This window comes from Anabaena cylindrica UHCC 0172 (genome assembly GCF_034931625.1).
In the GTDB taxonomy this organism is placed as follows: Bacteria; Cyanobacteriota; Cyanobacteriia; order Cyanobacteriales; family Nostocaceae; genus Anabaena; species Anabaena cylindrica_A.
The window spans coordinates 76092-94137 of sequence record NZ_JAYGGY010000083.1; the positions used below are offsets into that span (position 1 = coordinate 76092).

The window sequence follows — 18046 nt, forward strand, 5'->3', positions numbered from 1 at the left end:
TATCTACAGACATTATTGAAAATAAGTTGCATTAATTAGCTCAAATCAAACAGTTTGTTGTCAGCGTCAGCTACTAGCAAACACCCCAGGCATCGTCCAGGGAGTCTTTTGCAAAAAGTCTAATTAAATACAGCCAGAAATCTGCACTTGACTTCGAGTCATAAGCTGGGGAGTTTTTTGCTTCATGGATACCTTAAATGTGATGAATACCCTGAAAACAATACTGACTGATTTAGGTATTCCCGAAGAATCGCTATGTGAAGACACCTTTTTAAGCAAAGATTTACAGATTGATTCGGTAGAAACAGTAGAAATTGCTTTGGGACTAAAACGAAAACTAGGGGTCAACATCAAACTAGAAGCTTGGCAAAATATGACCTTGGCTCAAGTCTGCAATGTAGTCGAGGCGGCGATCGCCAACAAAACCTAATATTTAGCCTAAAAGGAAAGTTGGATGGACAGTATTTCTGAACATTTACCTCCATTATTTAACGTTGCAGCTTACTTTATAGAAGGCAATTTAGCCCAGGAACGCAGCGAGAAAACAGCATTTTACTATCAAGATCAGACTTATACTTACACTCAAGTGAGTAGTTTTGTCCGACGCACGGCTAAATTACTTTCTCATCTTGGTTTAGAATCAGAAAACCGCATAGCAATTCTTGTCCCAGATACACCAGAATTTGTCTTTGCTTTTTGGGGTGCTATTTGGTTAGGTGCTGTACCTATCCCCATTAATACTGCCTACAATGCTGATGACATTCAGTATATTTTGCAAGACTGCCGTGCTAAAGTCTTACTCACAACCGAAGAATGGCAACAAAAATTAGCTCCTATCCAGTCGCCGTATTTGCGTAGTATTCTGTCCATAGATGGGGAAAATTCATTTTTATCCCAACTAACCCAACAAGATGAATTACTAGATTGGGCGAAAACATCACGGGATGAACCAGCTTTTTGGCTTTACACTTCTGGGAGTACAGGACGACCTAAAGGTGTAATTCATCTCCATCAAAGTATGGTGGTTTGTGCAGAACAGTACGCTAAAAATACTCTAGGTCTGCATAAAGATGACATCACTTATTCAGTTGCGAATATGTCTTTTGCCTATGGCTTGGGTAACACCTTATATATGCCGATGGCAGTTGGTGCAGCAGCTGTACTATCTAATGGTAATAATGCTTTTGAAATTATTACCGACATCCAGCGATATCAACCGACGGTACTGTTTGGAATACCTAGCATTTATGCATCTATTCTCGCTGTTGATGAAATCTCACCTTTAGATGTTTCTTGTTTGCGTTTATGTGTATCCGCTGCTGAACAACTACCCAAAAGTATTTGGCAACAATGGCTGAAAACTTACAACCACGAAATTTGTGAAGGTATTGGGACTACAGAGTTTTTACATATATTTCTCTCCAATCGCATAGGGGAGTGCAGAACAGGAACTTCCGGACGACCGGTATCTGGTTATGATGTGGAAATTGTTGACGACGACGGTACTCCTTGTCCTCCAGGCACGATTGGTAACTTACAGGTGAGTGGAGAAAGCCTGATGTTGGGTTATTGGAATCGACTATCGCAAACGCGCAAAGCTATTTATGGACATACTATGCGGACTGGGGATAAATATGTGCGTGATGCGGATAATTATTTCCGATTCATCGGGCGATCTGACGACTTATTTAAGGTCAATGGTCAATGGATATCACCTATAGAAATTGAGGATGTTTTGCATCAACATCCCCAGATTTTAGAAGTAGCTGTAGTCCCAGAATCTGAAGGTGGTGAACAGTTAACTCAGATTGTGGCTTATGTTAGCCTTCAGTCGGGACAGGAATCTTCACCTGAATTAGAAAATAGTATTCGGAGATTTGCTAAACAGCAATTACCTCATTTCAAGGCTCCAAAAATAGTTCGCTTTGTAGAATGTTTACCCCGCACGGCAACTGGCAAAATTCACCGTCATTTATTATTTAAGCAACAAAGTTTTGTTCTTAATTCGTAGTTGGGGGATTTCAGATACTCAAGGAATATGGATAAATGAACCGCGAAGGCGCGAAGGGCGCGAAGGAAGAAGGAAGAGGGAAGAAGGAAGTAGATAGGTAATCTTTGATGGGAAGGGATTACTATCTCGGTTTAGAGAATTGGTATTACTTAAGAAATTATCAAAAAGGATCAAGTTGATGGTAGCTGAATTAAAGACTGAAATCAAGTATCATGAAACATTTATACCAGGAGAAAGAGAGCCTATTCTGGTTTTAAAGAATCTGCTAGAAGCTGGGATTTTTTCTAACTATGTGATGTATGAAGGTAATAATGAAGTTCGGATTGCTGGTAATGAACTTGTTAGGGTTTCGGTAAGCCAAGACTCTGTAGTAATTAATGGTTTAGGAAAGTTTCACTCTGAACCAGTTAGCGATCCTTTGAAACAAGTAGAGACTTTGCTCAAGTCTTTGAATATTAAAAATTGGACGGCTTATGGTTATATTGCATTTGATATAGCTCGTTTTTATTCGGCATATTCTAAAGCAATCTCTCAAGAACTGCTCTATTTTTTGATTCCTGAAACTGAATTGCGCTTTACAGAAACAGGAGTTCATATCAAGACTACCAAGTCATTAGACCAGATTGAAGAACTATTATTTGTAGAGGCTTTTCTACCAGATTATGAATTAACTTCTTTAGTGGTTGACTTTAGCGATCACGAAAATTACAAAAACCGTGTTGATACTTTAATTACGGCAATTCAAAACGGTGATTTACAAAAAGCAATTATTTCCCGTTCTGTGAAATTAATGGGTAATTTAGATATTTTGGGGACTTATGTAGTCGGTTCTAAAGCCAATAATTCTGCACGTTCCTATTGTTTGAATTTAGAAGATATCCGTGCTGTTGGTTTTAGTCCTGAGATTCTCATGCAGGTAAATAAAGATGGTTTTGTAGTTACAAATCCCCTAGCAGCAACTCGACCTCGTGGTGCAGATGTTGAAGAAGATACACGATTGAGTGGTGAACTGTTTACAGATGCAAAAGAAGTGAAAGAACATTCGCTTTCTGCTTGGTTAGCACAAAATGAGATTACTTCACTTTGTTTACCAGAGACTGTGCGAGTTTTTGATTTTATGGAAGTCAAAAAGTACCGTTGTGTACAACATCTTTCATCACGAGTTGGTGGCCAACTTCTCCCAGAAAATACTTTGTGGGATGCTTTGAAAGTTTTATTTCCTGGAATTACTGTTTCTGGAATTGATAAAGAACAAGCCTTAAAATGGATTAACCATCTGGAAGACGAACCGAGAGGAATTTATGCTGGTGGTATTGGTTGGGTAGATAGTAATGGTGAGGCAGATATTGCGATTGCTATTCGCTCGGTTTACCAATACGGGAATAAAATTCATTTGAATGCTGGGGCGGGAATTGTTGCCGAATCAATTCCAGAAAAAGAGTATATCGAGTCGGTTAATAAGATGAATACGATGTTAAATAATTTGGTTTTAGAGGCTTAAAAAGTTCAGGAATGTATTGACGATTCTAGGGTATATTATCACCATTGAGTATGACATCATCCAAAAATAAAGGTGCGTCTGCTGCATAATAAACCCTATTATTTCCACTTGTTACTATTTAGAAAGGCGCAAAAAACTGAAGTATATAACGAAACGTAAAGTTACTTGAAAACCTCTTGTCCCCCTGCCTTGTCATAACGACAATTTTTAATGCCAACCTACTTATTTAGAAATAATCCTGTCATGAACAATTATCCAGTAGGTATTCGCTCACTTGCAGTTAGTTTTCCTAGTATTATTCGTACAAATGATTATTGGCGGCATAAATTTCCCAATTTGTTCGCTAAAGAAAAGCTCAGAAAAACAAGAATTGTTCCTGCTATAGAATCTACCTCGGACAATAACGGGATTGATATTTGGTCACAAGAAGTAGCACCTTATTTGTCTGATGCATTTCGGGGGAATGTTGAGCGCCGAGTGCTTGGTGAAGACGAGTCATCATTAAAGTTAGAGTGTCATGCAGCAAAAGATGCGATCGCATCTGCTAAACTCTCCCATAATGAAATTGATTTGCTGATTGTCGCTTCACTCTTTAGCGAACATATTGGACCTGGTCATGCTTCTTACCTCGCTCACCAACTAGAACTACAATGTCCTGCTTGGAATTTAGAATCCACCTGTTCCAGCGCTTTAGTGGCTTTAGAAAACGCTCATGCACTGGTGCAAGTAGGAACATACCGCAATATTTTAGTAGTTGTTTCCCAAATCGGATCTAACACTGTTGATGAAGAAGATACCCTCTCTTGGTCAATGGGTGATGGTGCTGGTGCTTTTGTAGTTGGTTTGCTGAAACCGCACCAAGGAATTCTCGGTAGCAAAATTGTTCATACTGCTGAAACCTGTGGCGCTTACGTACATGAACTGGTAACTGATGCTCAAAAACAACCGCAGATACTTACCCGCACTGGAACAAACGCCAATACCCTCGCCGAAACAGCTGTAGATTTTGTGAGGCAATGCTGTCATGCGGCTGTGGCTGCGGCTGGTGTCACCCTTGACCAAATTGATTTTTTTGCCTTCAATACTCCGACTGCTTGGTATGCCAGTGTTTGTACTAGAGCTTTAGGTATCAATCCAGAGCGTACCATTAATCTCTACCCTCGCTATGCAAATATTGGCCCTGTGCTTCCCATCGCTAATTTGTATCATGCTGTCCACGCAGATAAGATTCGTGAAAATGATTTAGTTCTTGTTTATACAAAAGGTGCGGCAGCAACTGCGGCAGCAACTGTAATGCGTTGGGGTGATGTAGCCTTGGGTCAGGTTCCGGCTGATCCCATCAGCGTGACTTGGGAAGATGAGATAGTTAAACCAGCAAAAATTAGTAATTTATCAACAGCACAAAACAACTTTTATCGAGAAAAAATTCTCGCGGCTGCGACCAATTCACAACAACAAATGCTGGAAATGTATCTTTTGGAATCCATGAGTAGTTTATTACAAATCCCTTTAGAAAAATTAGATAAAAAACAATTTTTTGCTATATTGCTTGATTCTTTAATGGCAATTATGTTAAAGAATAAAATTGAATCTGATTTACAGTTACAGGTGTCATTAAATCAATTTTTAGGTGAACAAAATATAAATGGTTTGGCAACAGAACTGCTCAATCAATTAACTTTATCAAAATTAATTACTAAAGCAGAAATCGCCGCAGAAGAAAGAGAAATATTGAGTTTGTAGTCTAAGACGATGTTTGAAAAGTGTCCGCTGATGTATTAAAAACTTTAGATCCTCTAAAAATTAAGAACAAGCGTACAATTAAGTCCAAAAATTTTGCGCCTTCCCTTCAAAATACATTGTTTTTCTTTGCGCCTTTGCGCCTTTGCGTGAGATTATCCTCTTGACAAATCTGGCTAGAAGCCCATCCCACAAGATTTGATAATCTATTTCCGATACTGTAAAATATTTGGTTAAAAATATGAATCTACATTTACTGTTAAATAATCTTGCTAACAAAGGTGTAAAACTATCTGCTAATGAAGATGCACTTTTAATTGATGCACCCAAGGGAATAATTACACCAGAATTGCGAGATTTACTAACTGAGCATAAAGCAGATTTGCTGAGATTGCTGCATCAAAACAGTAAAGATACTAACGATACAGCTTTACCAGTTGTTGTGCCAAAACCAGAGCTACGTTATGAACCTTTTCCTCTCACTGATATGCAGCACGCATTCTGGGTGGGTCGTAGTAATGTATTAGATTTAGGTAGTGTTTCTAATCATGGTTATTACGAAATTGAAGGCCATGATTTAAACCTAGAAAGATTAAATTGGGGGCTGCAAAAATTAATTTCACGTCATGATATGCTGCGGTCTATAGTATTAGCAGATGGTCAGCAGCAAATTCTAGAACAAGTACCTGCTTACGAAATGGAGGTTTTAGACTTAAGAGAAAAAGATGAAGAAAGTGTCAAATTAGAGTTAGAAAAAATTCGCGATCGCTTATCTCATCAAGTTCTCCCCGCAGATCAATGGCCTTTATTTGAATTTCGCGCTACCAAATTGGCTCAGGAACGTGTGCGGCTACACGTCAGCTATGATTTGCAGGTATTTGATGCTTGGAGTTTGTTTCGGTTATTTGATGAGTGGTTTGCACTGTATCAAAATCCTGATGCCCTATTGCCATCGCTGGATTTGTCCTTCCGGGATTATGTCTTGGCAGAGCGATCGCTACAACAAACAGAATTATACAAGCGATCGCAAGATTATTGGTTCAGCCGTCTAGATAATTTCCCCCCAGCACCAGACTTACCCCTAGCCAAAAACCCCAAAGCACTCAAACAACATCGCTGTCGGCGCTATCAAGCATCCCTCCCCCAACCGGAATGGCAGCAACTAAAGGAGAAAGCCGCACAAATCGGTTTAACGCCTTCTGGAGTCTTATTGGCTGCTTTTGCCGAAATTTTGACAGTTTGGGGTAATAACCCCCAATTTACCATCAATCTAGCCCAATTTAACCGTTTACCACTCCATCCCCAGGTCAACGATATCCTCGGAGACTTCACATCTGTCATCCTCTTAGCAGTAGATAATTCCACCCCTGAAGCATTTACCGAGCGATCGCGCCGCATCCAACAACAACTCTGGCAAGATTTAGAACACCGCTACATTAGTGGAGTGCGCGTAGTCCGGGAACTAGCTCGGAGAAAAGGCACAGGCCCCAGCGCCATGCCAGTTGTCTTTACCAGCACCTTGGGTTTTAGTTCCTTAGGACAAAAAACCATGACATTTAGCCATTTTGGTGAACTAGTTTATGGTATCAGTCAAGCTTCTCAAGCTTGGATGGATGTACAAGTTTGGGAAGAAAAAGAAGAACTAACATTCAACTGGGACGTAGTGGAAGAACTTTTTCCTGAAGGACTAATTGCAGATATGTTTGAGGCTTATAGAAACTTTCTCAAACTGTTAGCTACCTCCGATTCAGCTTGGCTAGTTACTTCTCGACAATTAATTCCTCCGGCTCAATTAGCATACCGAGAAGCAATCAATTCTACCGCTGCACCAATTTCTGAAGAACTCCTACACACTTTATTTGCAACTCAAGCACAGCAGCGAGGAACAGAACCCGCAGTTATTTCCACCCAGCGTACCCTAACTTACCAAGAGTTATATCAACTATCCAATCAACTTGGTCATCGACTACGCCAACTAGGAGTTACTCCTAATCAATTAGTTGCCGTATTCATGGAAAAGGGATGGGAGCAAATTGTCGCAGTTCTGGGTATTTTAGCCGCTGGTGGTGCTTATGTTCCTATTGACCCCCAATTACCCCAGGAACGCCAGAAATATCTTCTAGAAAACAGTGAAGTCCAAATTATTCTCACTCAATCTTGGTTGCAGAAAAAATTAGAATTGCCATCACAAATACAATGTTTATGTATAGATGCAGATGAATTAGCAACCGAAAGTAAACAGCCATTACAACCAGTACAAACACCAGATGATTTAGCTTATGTGATTTATACATCTGGTTCTACAGGTTTACCCAAAGGAGTGATGATTACTCATCGCAACGTCGTTAATGTCGTTGTCCATACAAACCAACGGTTTAACATTGGTTCTCAAGATAGTATCCTCGCGCTGACAGCCCTTAACCATGATTTGTCTGTGTATGACATCTTTGGTTTATTAGCCGCTGGTGGTAAAATTATCATCCCTGATGCTGAAGCGGTGAAAGATCCTGCACACTGGGCTAAATTGCTGGTGGAACAACAGATAACACTGTGGAATTCTGTCCCTGCGATGATGGAGATGTTGGTAGAATATGCGGAGAGTGAATCTATATCCCTACCTGCTAGTTTGCGTTTGGCAATTTTGGGTGGAGATTGGCTACCCCTTGCCTTACCTCGTTGTCTCAAAAGTTCAGTGAAAGGAATAGAAATATTAAGTATTGGCGGTCCCACAGAAACAACTATTTGGAATATTGGCTATTTGATTGCAGAAGTTAATCCAAATTGGCAGAGTATTCCTTATGGCAAACCTATGGCTAATTCCCAATATTATATTTTGAATACAGCTTTAGAAGATTGTCCAGTTTGGGTAACTGGGGAGATATACTGCGCTGGAGTACAGTTAGCACCAGGCTATTGGCGCAATGAAGAAAAGACTAGTGCTAATTTTATTACTCATCCGCGCACAGGTGAAAGCATTTACCGTACAGGAGATTTAGGTCGCTATTTACCTGACGGGAATATTGAATTTTGTGGACGAGCAGATTTCCAAATTAAGATTCGCGGATACCGCATTGAAGCTGGAGAAATTGAAGCTGCGTTAATGCAACATCCAGCAGTACGCACTGCTGTGATTACTGCCACAGGTAAAGATAATAGTAAAGAGCGCTTAGTAGCCTATATTCTCAGCGCAAATCAGCACCCCCCAATTGAGGATCTGCACAATTTCCTCAGAGAAAAGCTACCAGAGTATATGTTGCCATCAGCTTTTATATTTCTCGATCATTTACCACTTTCTGCCAATGGGAAAGTAGATCGTTTGGCGCTGCCAACTCAAGAAAGTTCGCTCCAAGAATTTGCAGTTACTTATGTAGAACCTCAAAATGATGTTCAACAGATGATTGCTAAAATTTGGCAAGAAGTTTTAGGTTTAGAAAAAGTAGGCGTAAATCATAACTTCTTTGATATTGGTGGTAATTCTTTAACAATTACAAAGGTCTATTCTCAGCTAAAAAAATTTTGGATTAAAGATTTAAAGTCTTTATCAGTAGTGGATTTGTTTAAGTATCCAACAATTAGGCTTTTAGCTAATTATTTAAACCAAAATGAATACCCTCATTCATCAGCGAAAGAAGAAGGTAATGAATTAAATCAAAAATTAGAAGATGGCAAAAATCGTCTCAAAAAAAGATTGGCAAAATCACTAAATAAGTAGGGTAGCGTAAGCCATAAAAGTTATAGGGCTAGAAGTCAGGAGTCAGGAATCAGAAGGAAGAAGGAAGAATTAGAAGGAAGAATTAGAAGGAGGTAAGAATAGTCTTGAATCTGGTCAAGTGATAGGTTTTTGATGGTGTCAACGCTTATTCCTTGCACTTTATTTACATTTTTGACCTTCAAATTATTGATATATACCCCATCCAATACTTGTCGGTTAAGGAAATGTAGGTTGGGTTGAGCAACAGCGAAACCCAACAAAATCCTTGATAATGTTGGGTTATGGCTTCGCCTCCCGTCAGGGATACGTGCCTCAACCCAACCTACCATATAATAACTTTTGAGCCTTAACCGAGCAGTATTGATACCCCATCCATCTATCTTGAAAACTTGAGTTCTCACCATAGAAAAACTATAGGTTTCAACTTAGACGGGGTTTATATAGGTTTTTGCTTTATATGCCTAACGGCACGCTCTGCGAACAGCAAGCCCTATGGCTTGCTGTTGATGGAAGTTTCAAATATCCTCTTATACCAAATAGATATCTCCGAGAAAGATGAATCAATCAATAAGAGATATTTTGCGTAAGTCCTGTTTTTGATTCATGGTGAATATTGTTAAGTTTTGCTGCTTATAAAGCCAGTTTGGGCTTAATTAGGGTTTACTTTTTTTTAAAGTCCCGCTAGTAAGTTTTTAATAACTGAATTTAACTGAATTTTCACTAAATTTTCAAAGCCCTGAATTTAACTGAATTTTTAAATTAAAAAGTTAGGTATATTCAAGTAAGTAATTACCTGAAAACTGAGGAGGATACCCTGACTCCTACAACTATCGCTTGTGATCATGAGTACATGATCGTAACCTCCACCGCATCTGTTAAAAATCAGGATAGCGGTGATGTTGCTCTTGTTGCCTGTGTAAACGACACCGTCAGCTTCTTCGCCACGTCCGGCTCGAATAACTTAGAGCAGTCTGTCGTAATTCAGGACATCCGCTATTCCCAGGGTGATTACATCCTGCAAGACTTCAAGACTGTGAGAACCGAGCGGATGCAGATTGTGCCTGCATCATCCAAGAGTGTATTGCCAGCCCGGAGCGTCCTACGGGAGTTCTGGCAGCACGAATGCAAAGTTGTCTGCGAAGGAACTGGTTGCTACAGCCTGATACTAGCGCTCTACGCCCGTGATGAGAATGGAGAACCTAGCTTTACTGGACTCTACCAGTGGGACGCTCAGATTACCGTTCATGTCAGCCGACCACTAGAACAAAATCAGGAGAATGTATCATGGGCAAAACCATCAACGTTCTTATTACGATCAACACGAATGCCGTCAAGAAGTTCTATCCCCAACCTAGCAAAGATCAGAATAGACCCACTGAAATTGGTGACGACTACGGTTATATGGTAGCCACAGGGACAGTAATTAACTCTGGACAGGGAACCGGGGATCTCAATATAACTGCCTTTGTCGGTGACACCTTACGCGTGTTTGCTACTTCTGGTTCCTACAATTTCGAGGACGCTGTTCTAGTCTACGGCTTCCCGAAGTTCAGTGGTAATGAGGTGTTTAGCCTCTTTAATTACCAAAATTTTACCAAGTCAACTGTCGTACCCCAGTCGCTAAATAGTATGTTACCAGGAAGAATCGTGGTTGAGGAATTCTGGTTCTACCAAGCTAGCGTCATCAGTAGGGGAACCGAAAACTACAGAGTACAGTTTGCTCTCTACACCCGCAATGCTGACTCCGGGTATCCCGATATTTTCGGCTACTTTGAATGGGAAGCGACCATGACTGTCAAAGGCTGATCTAAATCACTTTAGCGATCGCTTTTTTTAGAACGGCGCGATGCAGATGAACCACCACCACCATACTTTTTACCATCTGTAGCTGGTGGTGCTGCCTTACGTTTACCCGATCTTCTTGGTGCTGATTTACGTTTACCGGTAGAATCAGGGGTTTCTTGATCACGTCCAGGCTGGGGTTTGGGTTTGCGTCCATTTTGAATTGGTTCAGGTTTAAGGTCTGGGTTAATTCCAAAACCAGCAACCACTTCTAATGACAACGGCTGCTTGATCAGTTTTTCGATATCTGCCAACAAATGGAATTCATCAACACACACCAGAGAAACAGCTTCACCTTTTGCACCAGCGCGGCCTGTGCGACCAATACGATGAACATAATCTTCTGGTACATTGGGCAAATCGAAATTCACCACATGGGGTAATTCGCTAATATCCAGACCTCTAGCTGCAATATCTGTAGCTACTAGTACTTGTAAACTACCATTTTTGAATTTTGCTAAAGCGTGGGTACGCGCCCCCTGACTCTTATTACCGTGAATTGCTAGTGCTTGAATGCGATCGTCATTCAACTGCCTCACCAGACGATCTGCACCGTATTTAGTGCGAGTAAACACCAAAACTTGATACCAATTATCTTGTCGAATCAGGTGGGCAAGTAATTGACGCTTTTTATCACGATCTACTTGGTAGGCTCTTTGTGCGATCGTATCAGCAGTAACGTTGCGGCGTGCCACCTCAATCATCGTCGGGTGATTCAACAACCCTGAGGCCAATTCCTTGATTTTATCGGAGAAGGTAGCAAAAAATAACAAATTTTGGCGCTGTTTAGGCAATATTGACAGAATACGCCGAATATCCCGAATAAAGCCCATATCCAGCATTCGATCAGCTTCATCCAACACCAAAATCTCAATGCGCGAGAGGTTCACCGTCCCCTGTTGCAGATGGTCTAGCAGTCTTCCAGGAGTAGCCACCAGAATATCTACACCACTCTTCAACTGCCGTTTTTGAGGATTAATACTGACCCCGCCGAAGACCACTGTTGATTTCAACTTCAAGTATTTACCATAATCATGCACGCTTTCCTCTACCTGTGCGGCGAGTTCCCGTGTGGGGGTGAGAATCAACGCCCGGATTGGTAGCCATCCAATAGCACTGCTTTTTACATTCTGGTCTGATGACAACTTATGCAAAAGTGGCAGAGTAAAACTCGCGGTCTTTCCAGTACCAGTTTGAGCGCCAGCTAGTAAATCTCCACCCGACAATACCGCAGGAATCGCCTGCATTTGAATTGGAGTGGGTTTAGTGTACCCTTTCTCAGTAACTGCACGAATAATTTCATTGGACAAGCCGAGATTAGAAAAAGACATAAAACTCCGTAAATAACATCGGCCTGTCGCTAATAGTCAGCGTCAGTCTTAGGCGGACGGATGGTTTGAAAGGCTGCATGGGCAACTAGCGCCAAGACTCAGAGCAAATGCCGCAGCAATAAATTTTAACAGACTTTGACCATGAATTTACAGAAAATTGTTCAAAATGCTTTATATTTGAAGGCTATTTTCGGGTAAATGAACCACATTTTTTTCTCATGCAGAGGCGCAGAGAGGAATCAAGAATGTTGTTTAAATACATGAAAACTGCTGTAATTATCAGGATTTCCTGTCTCTTGTTATACTGCAAACGGGTCAAACTTGGACTTATGTCATACTGACCGTAACGTAGTGCAGGGAAGTATCTCGGAGATTCTAGAGCCTACGGCACGCTACGCGAACACTTCGTTCAGAATGACACTTTTAACCCGGTTTTAGTATAATAAGGACTATTAATACCGCTAATTTTCAACACATCACTCATAGTTGCACAGTAATTTGGCAAATCAAAACTAGCAGGATTAATGGTGTTTGCATAGGTAAAATGTCTATATTTCATGCAAAATCTATCCCATGCAGCCATTTGAATACGAAACAAAACAATAATCAAATTAGCTAATGATAAAGATAGAGGAATACGCAGGTAAATCTTTTTGCCTAAATAATCGCAGACTTCTTGGACTGCTTGATTCACAGTTAATGCCGATTGACCCAAAACAAATCGACGTGGTTCCCCTTTTTCGGGTGGATAATCAATTAAATATTGAACAACAGTAGCAATATCGCGTCCATGAATAAAGTGAAAACTGCCATCTGCTTGTAAGAAGCGAATTATATCAATATATTTGGTAACTTCGGGAATGCCTGTTGTCAGGTGAGAGTAAGGTTTGTTGTCATCACCACCTAAAACCAGGGTGGGAAAAACGGTAGTTATTTTGGGTGCAAGAGCTAATTTTTCTATTTTGTGTAAACAATCGTATTTAGATCGGATATAATCTGTACCGATTTCCCCGGCTTTTTTCATGGGTTGGTTGTCATAATCTAAGACACTTGCAGTTGAAAAATATATTACCTGTTGACATTTTTCTGGATTTAGCAGGTTGATTAACTCTAATGTTTTCAAGACATTAATATCAAATATTCCTTCTCCACCCCATGAAGTAGCTGTTAGTACTGCGGTATCAATAGTTTTGAGTAAATTAGAATACTTACTAATTTCTTGCATATCGCCCTGCAAAACTGTGATACCAGGACGTGCGGTGGTATCAACTTGCAGTTTATTTGGGTTTCTCACGAGTAAGTATAATTCGTGATTGGTATTTTGAATTAAGGCTTCACTTATATAGTGACCGACACAGCCACTTGCACCAGTGATTAAAATCCGTTTTGTGGTCATGAAGTTTAACGTTTGGGTTGTTACAGGTGAATGAGAGACGTTTGATAAACGTTTGATAAACTAAATATTAATCGAATTTACGGCAATTAACACACCTATCCAGACATTGAGGATGTTTTAAAACTTTGTCGTGTGGTATCTAACCACTTGTAGATCCTCTTAAATCTTCCTTAGAAAGGAGGACTTTGAGAAATTTAGTCTCTCTTGGAAAACGGGGTTATGGAGATCTCAATCAATTCTGATACTTTTTAAACATCTTCTAAAATCACCACTCAAAACGTAAGAATTCAGGAGTCAGGAGGAAGAAGAAACGAACCGCGTTCGCGTAGCGTACCGTAGGTATAGACGCAAAGAACGCGTTCGCGTAGCGTCCCGTAGGGATAGGAAGAAAGGAGAAGGAAGAAGGAAGAAAAAAAATCAATACTGCTCGGTTAAGGAAATAAAGTAGGCTGAAACCCTTGAAATATCGTTGTCTATAATGCCCAAAGAAGGCTTAACCGAGCAGTATTGGAAAGAAAATTTATTTACCCGTCAATTAGTTCTTGACAGACTACTAGTTTTCGGTATGAAACTCAAAAAGCTGACGGAAGCATTACACTTAAGGAAGTTTTGTTACAGTCTATTTAATTAGTCAAAAATGCACAAAGTGATTTATAACATGAACAAACCAATTATTTGGATACATGGAGACTGCCTCAATCCTAAAAATCCGGTATTTCAAAAATATCCCCATGCTCCAGCTATTTGGGTTTGGGATGATGCTTTAATAGAAGAATGGCAACTTAGCCTCAAACGCCTGACTTTTATCTATGAATGTTTACTAGAATTACCTGTGGAAATTCGTCGGGGGAATGTGGGACAAGAGATTTTAAATTTTGCTCAAGAACATGATGCTAATTTAGTTGTAACTGTTGATAGTCCTAGTCCTCATTTTCAGGAAATTTGTCATCAAGTTAAAAAACATTTAAATTTGGAAGTATTTGCAATAGAAGCATTTTTTGATTATGATGGCTTTATTGATTTGAAGAGGTTTTCCCGCTATTGGAAAGTTGCTGGAAAATATATGTTTGATTAGATTAACAGAGTTGAAACAAACTGCTTTATTTATTGCGATTTAGCTTTTGAATATTATTCCGAAGATAATGTTTTGTGGATTTATCTACATAAATCTCTTGATAATTTTTGTCTATGTAAGGTTTAATTAAATCAAAAATAATGAAAAATCTATTAATCAAAATTTGTTCTGGTTGATATTTTTCTAAAACCTTGAGTAAAAATTCTGAGTTAATAGTTCCAGAATTTAATCTTTTCATAGAGATAACAGTTAGTTCTGGAGGAATATTAATGTGACTGTAAAACCCATACATTCCTATATCAGTAAATAACCATTTACTTTGGTTTTTATAGGTGATAATTCTTTCTAAGGTTGCAAATTGAATTTGAGATTTTTGTACAAAATTATTGTTTTCCCATTGAATTACACCTATTTTAATAGGAATTACTAATAAGGTAAAAAAGATGCTAAATATAGCAAATTTAGAAAGTGGGATTTGTTTATGTTTGAAAATTTTATTATTATCATTATTTTGACTAAATTTTACCAAAATTTCTCTAATTCCATAAGCACTTAACCATATTAGAGGTATGGAAATTAAAATTATATAGTGATACCAAATGGGTTTATGATTAAGAAAAATACAGGTGATAATTATTAACCAAAATAGAGGAATTTTATAAATATGTTGTTCAGGTTTATTATCAATAATTTTGTTATCAAGGGATAAATTAATTTTTAGATTTCGGTATTTTAATCCTAATAAACTCAAGAGTAAAGCGTCAAAGTTTTGTAAATATATATATATTAAATCTTGGAAACTGTTATGCTTAGAAAAGCTATTTTGTAGGTTTGAAGAAACATGAAAAAAAAGTATTTTTTCTAGACTTAAGGATTGAGTAATAAAACTAACAGTGATAAATACTGTGCTTAAAGATAGCAACCAGATAGAAATAGGAGATTTTAAAATATTGGCAATAGTGATTTTTTTTAGTGCTATTTTATAAGAAGTTGTCCATAAGTAAATGATAATTACTGGAATCAGAAATATCATAATCATTTTTATCTGTAAAGATAAAGCGAATATTATTCCTGAGAGAATAATCCAAGATATTCGTAAACTCTTAGTATATAAAATTAATAAATAAATAGATAGCATTCCCAAGCTTAAACAAGGAATACATTGCATAATGGAGACACTTAATCTTAAAAAGTTGATGGAAATAATTAATAAAATTATGGTGATGATAGCGGTAGATTTTCCTACAGATAACCGTAAAATATGACTAAAAGACCAAATTAATAATGTGGAAAATAATAAAATTAATATTCTTATGTTGCTGATATGATAACCAAAAAAATCCAGGTATTTAGAGATGATGATTGAGAAGAAAGGTGGTTGATCTGACCAAAATAGAGGGTAATTGTTAATTATTTTTTGACTATATAGATTGGCTTGTACCAGTGCAATTCCTTCATCTGAATCAAACATAAAGACTTGATCGATTGGCATGATTGTGAGAGTAAATATTATAAAAATAAGAGGAACAATTATGTTGAAAATATAAAATTCTTGATTTTTGATATTAAATATTTTTTTAATTAAGTTCATGTTGGGATGGTATTTTTATTGATCGTTTCTGAATGAAGGTTGGTTAACAATGCCCACCCTATATACTATTAATTAAGGGTTATGGACGGGAGTTTTGGCAATCAGTTGATAAAGCAAGATATGAGTATATCACTTTATCAGTCATTTTATTTTTAAGACTTGACAAGATGCCAATATTATGATTTTTTTTTCAATGTTGTATAGCAATCCGATTTGATTTATGAGGAATAGAGAAAAGGAAAGAAAGCACAAATATGTATACTGGGTTTTGCACAAATTACGTACACAAGAAGCCCTGACATAATTAAACTGGATGACTATCTGTTACGGATAGTAAAATTGACCTAAATAGTTGCAAAATAAGTACAGTTCGTCATGATCACTAATCAGAATGCCTAACTCACTTGCTGACGTACAGAATTTACTCTCTGAGCTAATCGCCCGTTATTCCTCCCGTGTGGATTATTTGATGATTCGTTTGGAAGAGGCAGAAGGAACGGATATCTTGCTACGTGGTGACAAAGTGGAAACCCTCAGCGAAGGCATTTCTATTGGTGGCCATGTTCGCGCTTGTTATAAAGGTGGCTGGGGATTAAGTAGTTTCAACCAGTTGGCTACTATTCAAGAACGGATAGAAGAAGCGATCGCAGCAGCAAGGATAGTGGGAGATGAAGAAACCATCTTAGCTCACATTGATCCCATCCAAGCTATATGCGAATTACCCTTGACAGGTACAGATCCACGCCAAATTTCCCTGAAGCAGAAAAAACAATTGTGCGATCGCTATACCCAATTACTCAAAAGCGTTGATTCTCGCATCACCACCACCTCTGTTCGCTACGGTGACAGCGCCCAAAGAGTGATTATTGCTACTTCAGAAGGCACTCTAATTGAGCAATCTTGGGTAGATATGGAAATGCGCTTTGCAGCCACAGCCAGAAACGGCGACACCGTACAAACTGGTAGAGAAACCATCGGTTCTCGCAAAGCCTATCAAGATCTAACAGATTTAGATGCCCAAGTCAAAGGTGCAGCCGAAAGAGCAGTTACCGCCTTATCCTTACCATCAGTTAAAGGTAATACTTATACCGTAGTTATTGACCCCATACTCAGTGGTTTATTTGTCCATGAAGCATTTGGTCATCTTTCCGAAGCTGATATGGCCTATGAAAACCCTGATTTGCTGGAAGTTATGACCCTGGGAAGGCGTTTTGGTTCAGAAGAACTACAAATTTTTGATGGTGCAGCCCCAGCAGGTCATCGTGGTAGTTATTATTACGATGATGAAGGCACACCCGCTACAACTACCCAATTAATTAAAGATGGCGTTTTGGTCGGACGTTTGCACTCCCGTGAAACTGCCGGCAAATTAGAAGAAGCTCCCACAGGTAATGCCCGTTGTCTCGATTATCACTTTTCGCCCATTGTGCGAATGACAAACACCTGGATTGAAAGAGGTAATACCCCCGTCGCAGACTTATTTACTGATATTAAAGAAGGGGTATATGCCCGCAATTGGTTAGGTGGCATGACAAACGGAGAAATGTTCACCTTCAGCGCCGGTGAAGCTTGGATGATTAGAAATGGCAAAATAGCCGAACCGGTGAAAGATGTCACCCTATCCGGTAACGTTTTCCAAACCCTCGCCGATATTGAAGGCATTGGTGATGATTTTTACTGGGATGAATCAGGTGGCTGTGGTAAAGGTGGACAAAATGGTTTACCCGTCGGTTGTGGTGGTCCCAGTTTGCGAATCAAAGATGTCGTAGTTGGGGGGGAAAGTTCAGATTAGAGAGACTTCCAACTAAAAAAATATCCCGTCGCTGTGACGGCAGGGGGCAGGGAGC

Annotated in this window: 11 protein-coding genes and 1 pseudogene; 9 read left to right on the forward strand and 3 right to left on the reverse strand. The window is 39.1% G+C overall.

The features are described 5' to 3' along the window. Positions 1-184: 184 nt before the first annotated feature. The 7 genes and pseudogenes from VB713_RS17270 (at position 185) to VB713_RS17295 (ending at position 10770) form a co-directional block, all read left to right on the forward strand. Positions 185-430, forward strand: coding sequence for an acyl carrier protein (locus tag VB713_RS17270; protein WP_015217390.1), 246 nt, complete (start codon positions 185-187; stop codon positions 428-430). A gap of 24 nt (positions 431-454) precedes the next feature. Next, entirely contained in the window at positions 455-2011 is a 1557-nt protein-coding gene (locus VB713_RS17275) for a benzoate-CoA ligase family protein (protein ID WP_323312749.1), read from the forward strand. A 178-nt stretch (positions 2012-2189) separates the two neighbouring features. Continuing rightward, entirely contained in the window at positions 2190-3512 is a 1323-nt protein-coding gene (locus VB713_RS17280; RefSeq protein ID WP_323312750.1) for a salicylate synthase, read from the forward strand. A gap of 243 nt (positions 3513-3755) precedes the next feature. Further along, positions 3756-5255 carry a 3-oxoacyl-[acyl-carrier-protein] synthase III C-terminal domain-containing protein gene (locus VB713_RS17285; protein WP_323312751.1) on the forward strand — a complete coding sequence of 500 codons (1500 nt, stop codon included), beginning with the start codon at positions 3756-3758 and terminating at the stop codon, positions 5253-5255. A 238-nt stretch (positions 5256-5493) separates the two neighbouring features. Continuing rightward, positions 5494-8964 (forward strand): amino acid adenylation domain-containing protein, encoded by a 3471-nt coding sequence (locus VB713_RS17290; protein ID WP_323312752.1) that lies wholly within the window; start codon positions 5494-5496, stop codon positions 8962-8964. 793 nt (positions 8965-9757) lie between these two features. Continuing rightward, positions 9758-10195: pseudogene (locus tag VB713_RS28275) on the forward strand (AidA/PixA family protein); the annotation flags it as partial. A gap of 53 nt (positions 10196-10248) precedes the next feature. Then, positions 10249-10770, forward strand: coding sequence for an inclusion body family protein (locus tag VB713_RS17295; protein WP_323312753.1), 522 nt, complete (start codon positions 10249-10251; stop codon positions 10768-10770). A gap of 11 nt (positions 10771-10781) precedes the next feature. Here the strand turns inward: VB713_RS17295 and VB713_RS17300 are convergent, their stop codons facing one another. Together VB713_RS17300 and VB713_RS17305 are read right to left on the reverse strand one after the other, a co-directional pair. Then, positions 10782-12137: a DEAD/DEAH box helicase gene (locus VB713_RS17300; RefSeq protein WP_323312754.1), complete on the reverse strand. Its 1356-nt coding sequence runs from the start codon at positions 12135-12137 to the stop codon at positions 10782-10784. A 409-nt stretch (positions 12138-12546) separates the two neighbouring features. Further along, positions 12547-13533 carry an NAD(P)-dependent oxidoreductase gene (locus VB713_RS17305; RefSeq protein WP_323312755.1) on the reverse strand — a complete coding sequence of 329 codons (987 nt, stop codon included), beginning with the start codon at positions 13531-13533 and terminating at the stop codon, positions 12547-12549. A 658-nt stretch (positions 13534-14191) separates the two neighbouring features. Here VB713_RS17305 and VB713_RS17310 point away from each other — a divergent pair. Next, positions 14192-14608 carry a hypothetical protein gene (locus VB713_RS17310; protein ID WP_323312756.1) on the forward strand — a complete coding sequence of 139 codons (417 nt, stop codon included), beginning with the start codon at positions 14192-14194 and terminating at the stop codon, positions 14606-14608. Between the two features lie 25 nt (positions 14609-14633). Here the strand turns inward: VB713_RS17310 and VB713_RS17315 are convergent, their stop codons facing one another. Continuing rightward, entirely contained in the window at positions 14634-16199 is a 1566-nt protein-coding gene (locus tag VB713_RS17315; RefSeq protein WP_323312757.1) for a glycosyltransferase family 39 protein, read from the reverse strand. Between the two features lie 391 nt (positions 16200-16590). Between VB713_RS17315 and VB713_RS17320 the strand changes: the two genes are divergently transcribed. Further along, complete coding sequence (locus VB713_RS17320; RefSeq protein WP_323312758.1) at positions 16591-17991, forward strand: TldD/PmbA family protein; 1401 nt, start codon at positions 16591-16593, stop codon at positions 17989-17991. Positions 17992-18046: the final 55 nt, after the last annotated feature.

What these genes read in the sequence shown, in the direction of transcription:
- VB713_RS17270 (WP_015217390.1), top strand. Translation starts at nt 185, where the DNA reads ATGGATACCTTAAATGTGATGAATACCCTGAAAACAATACTGACTGAT.
- VB713_RS17275 (WP_323312749.1), top strand. Translation starts at nt 455, where the DNA reads ATGGACAGTATTTCTGAACATTTACCTCCATTATTTAACGTTGCAGCT.
- VB713_RS17280 (WP_323312750.1), top strand. Translation starts at nt 2,190, where the DNA reads ATGGTAGCTGAATTAAAGACTGAAATCAAGTATCATGAAACATTTATA.
- VB713_RS17285 (WP_323312751.1), top strand. Translation starts at nt 3,756, where the DNA reads ATGAACAATTATCCAGTAGGTATTCGCTCACTTGCAGTTAGTTTTCCT.
- VB713_RS17290 (WP_323312752.1), top strand. Translation starts at nt 5,494, where the DNA reads ATGAATCTACATTTACTGTTAAATAATCTTGCTAACAAAGGTGTAAAA.
- VB713_RS17295 (WP_323312753.1), top strand. Translation starts at nt 10,249, where the DNA reads ATGGGCAAAACCATCAACGTTCTTATTACGATCAACACGAATGCCGTC.
- VB713_RS17300 (WP_323312754.1), bottom strand. Translation starts at nt 12,137, where the DNA reads ATGTCTTTTTCTAATCTCGGCTTGTCCAATGAAATTATTCGTGCAGTT.
- VB713_RS17305 (WP_323312755.1), bottom strand. Translation starts at nt 13,533, where the DNA reads ATGACCACAAAACGGATTTTAATCACTGGTGCAAGTGGCTGTGTCGGT.
- VB713_RS17310 (WP_323312756.1), top strand. Translation starts at nt 14,192, where the DNA reads ATGAACAAACCAATTATTTGGATACATGGAGACTGCCTCAATCCTAAA.
- VB713_RS17315 (WP_323312757.1), bottom strand. Translation starts at nt 16,199, where the DNA reads ATGAACTTAATTAAAAAAATATTTAATATCAAAAATCAAGAATTTTAT.
- VB713_RS17320 (WP_323312758.1), top strand. Translation starts at nt 16,591, where the DNA reads ATGCCTAACTCACTTGCTGACGTACAGAATTTACTCTCTGAGCTAATC.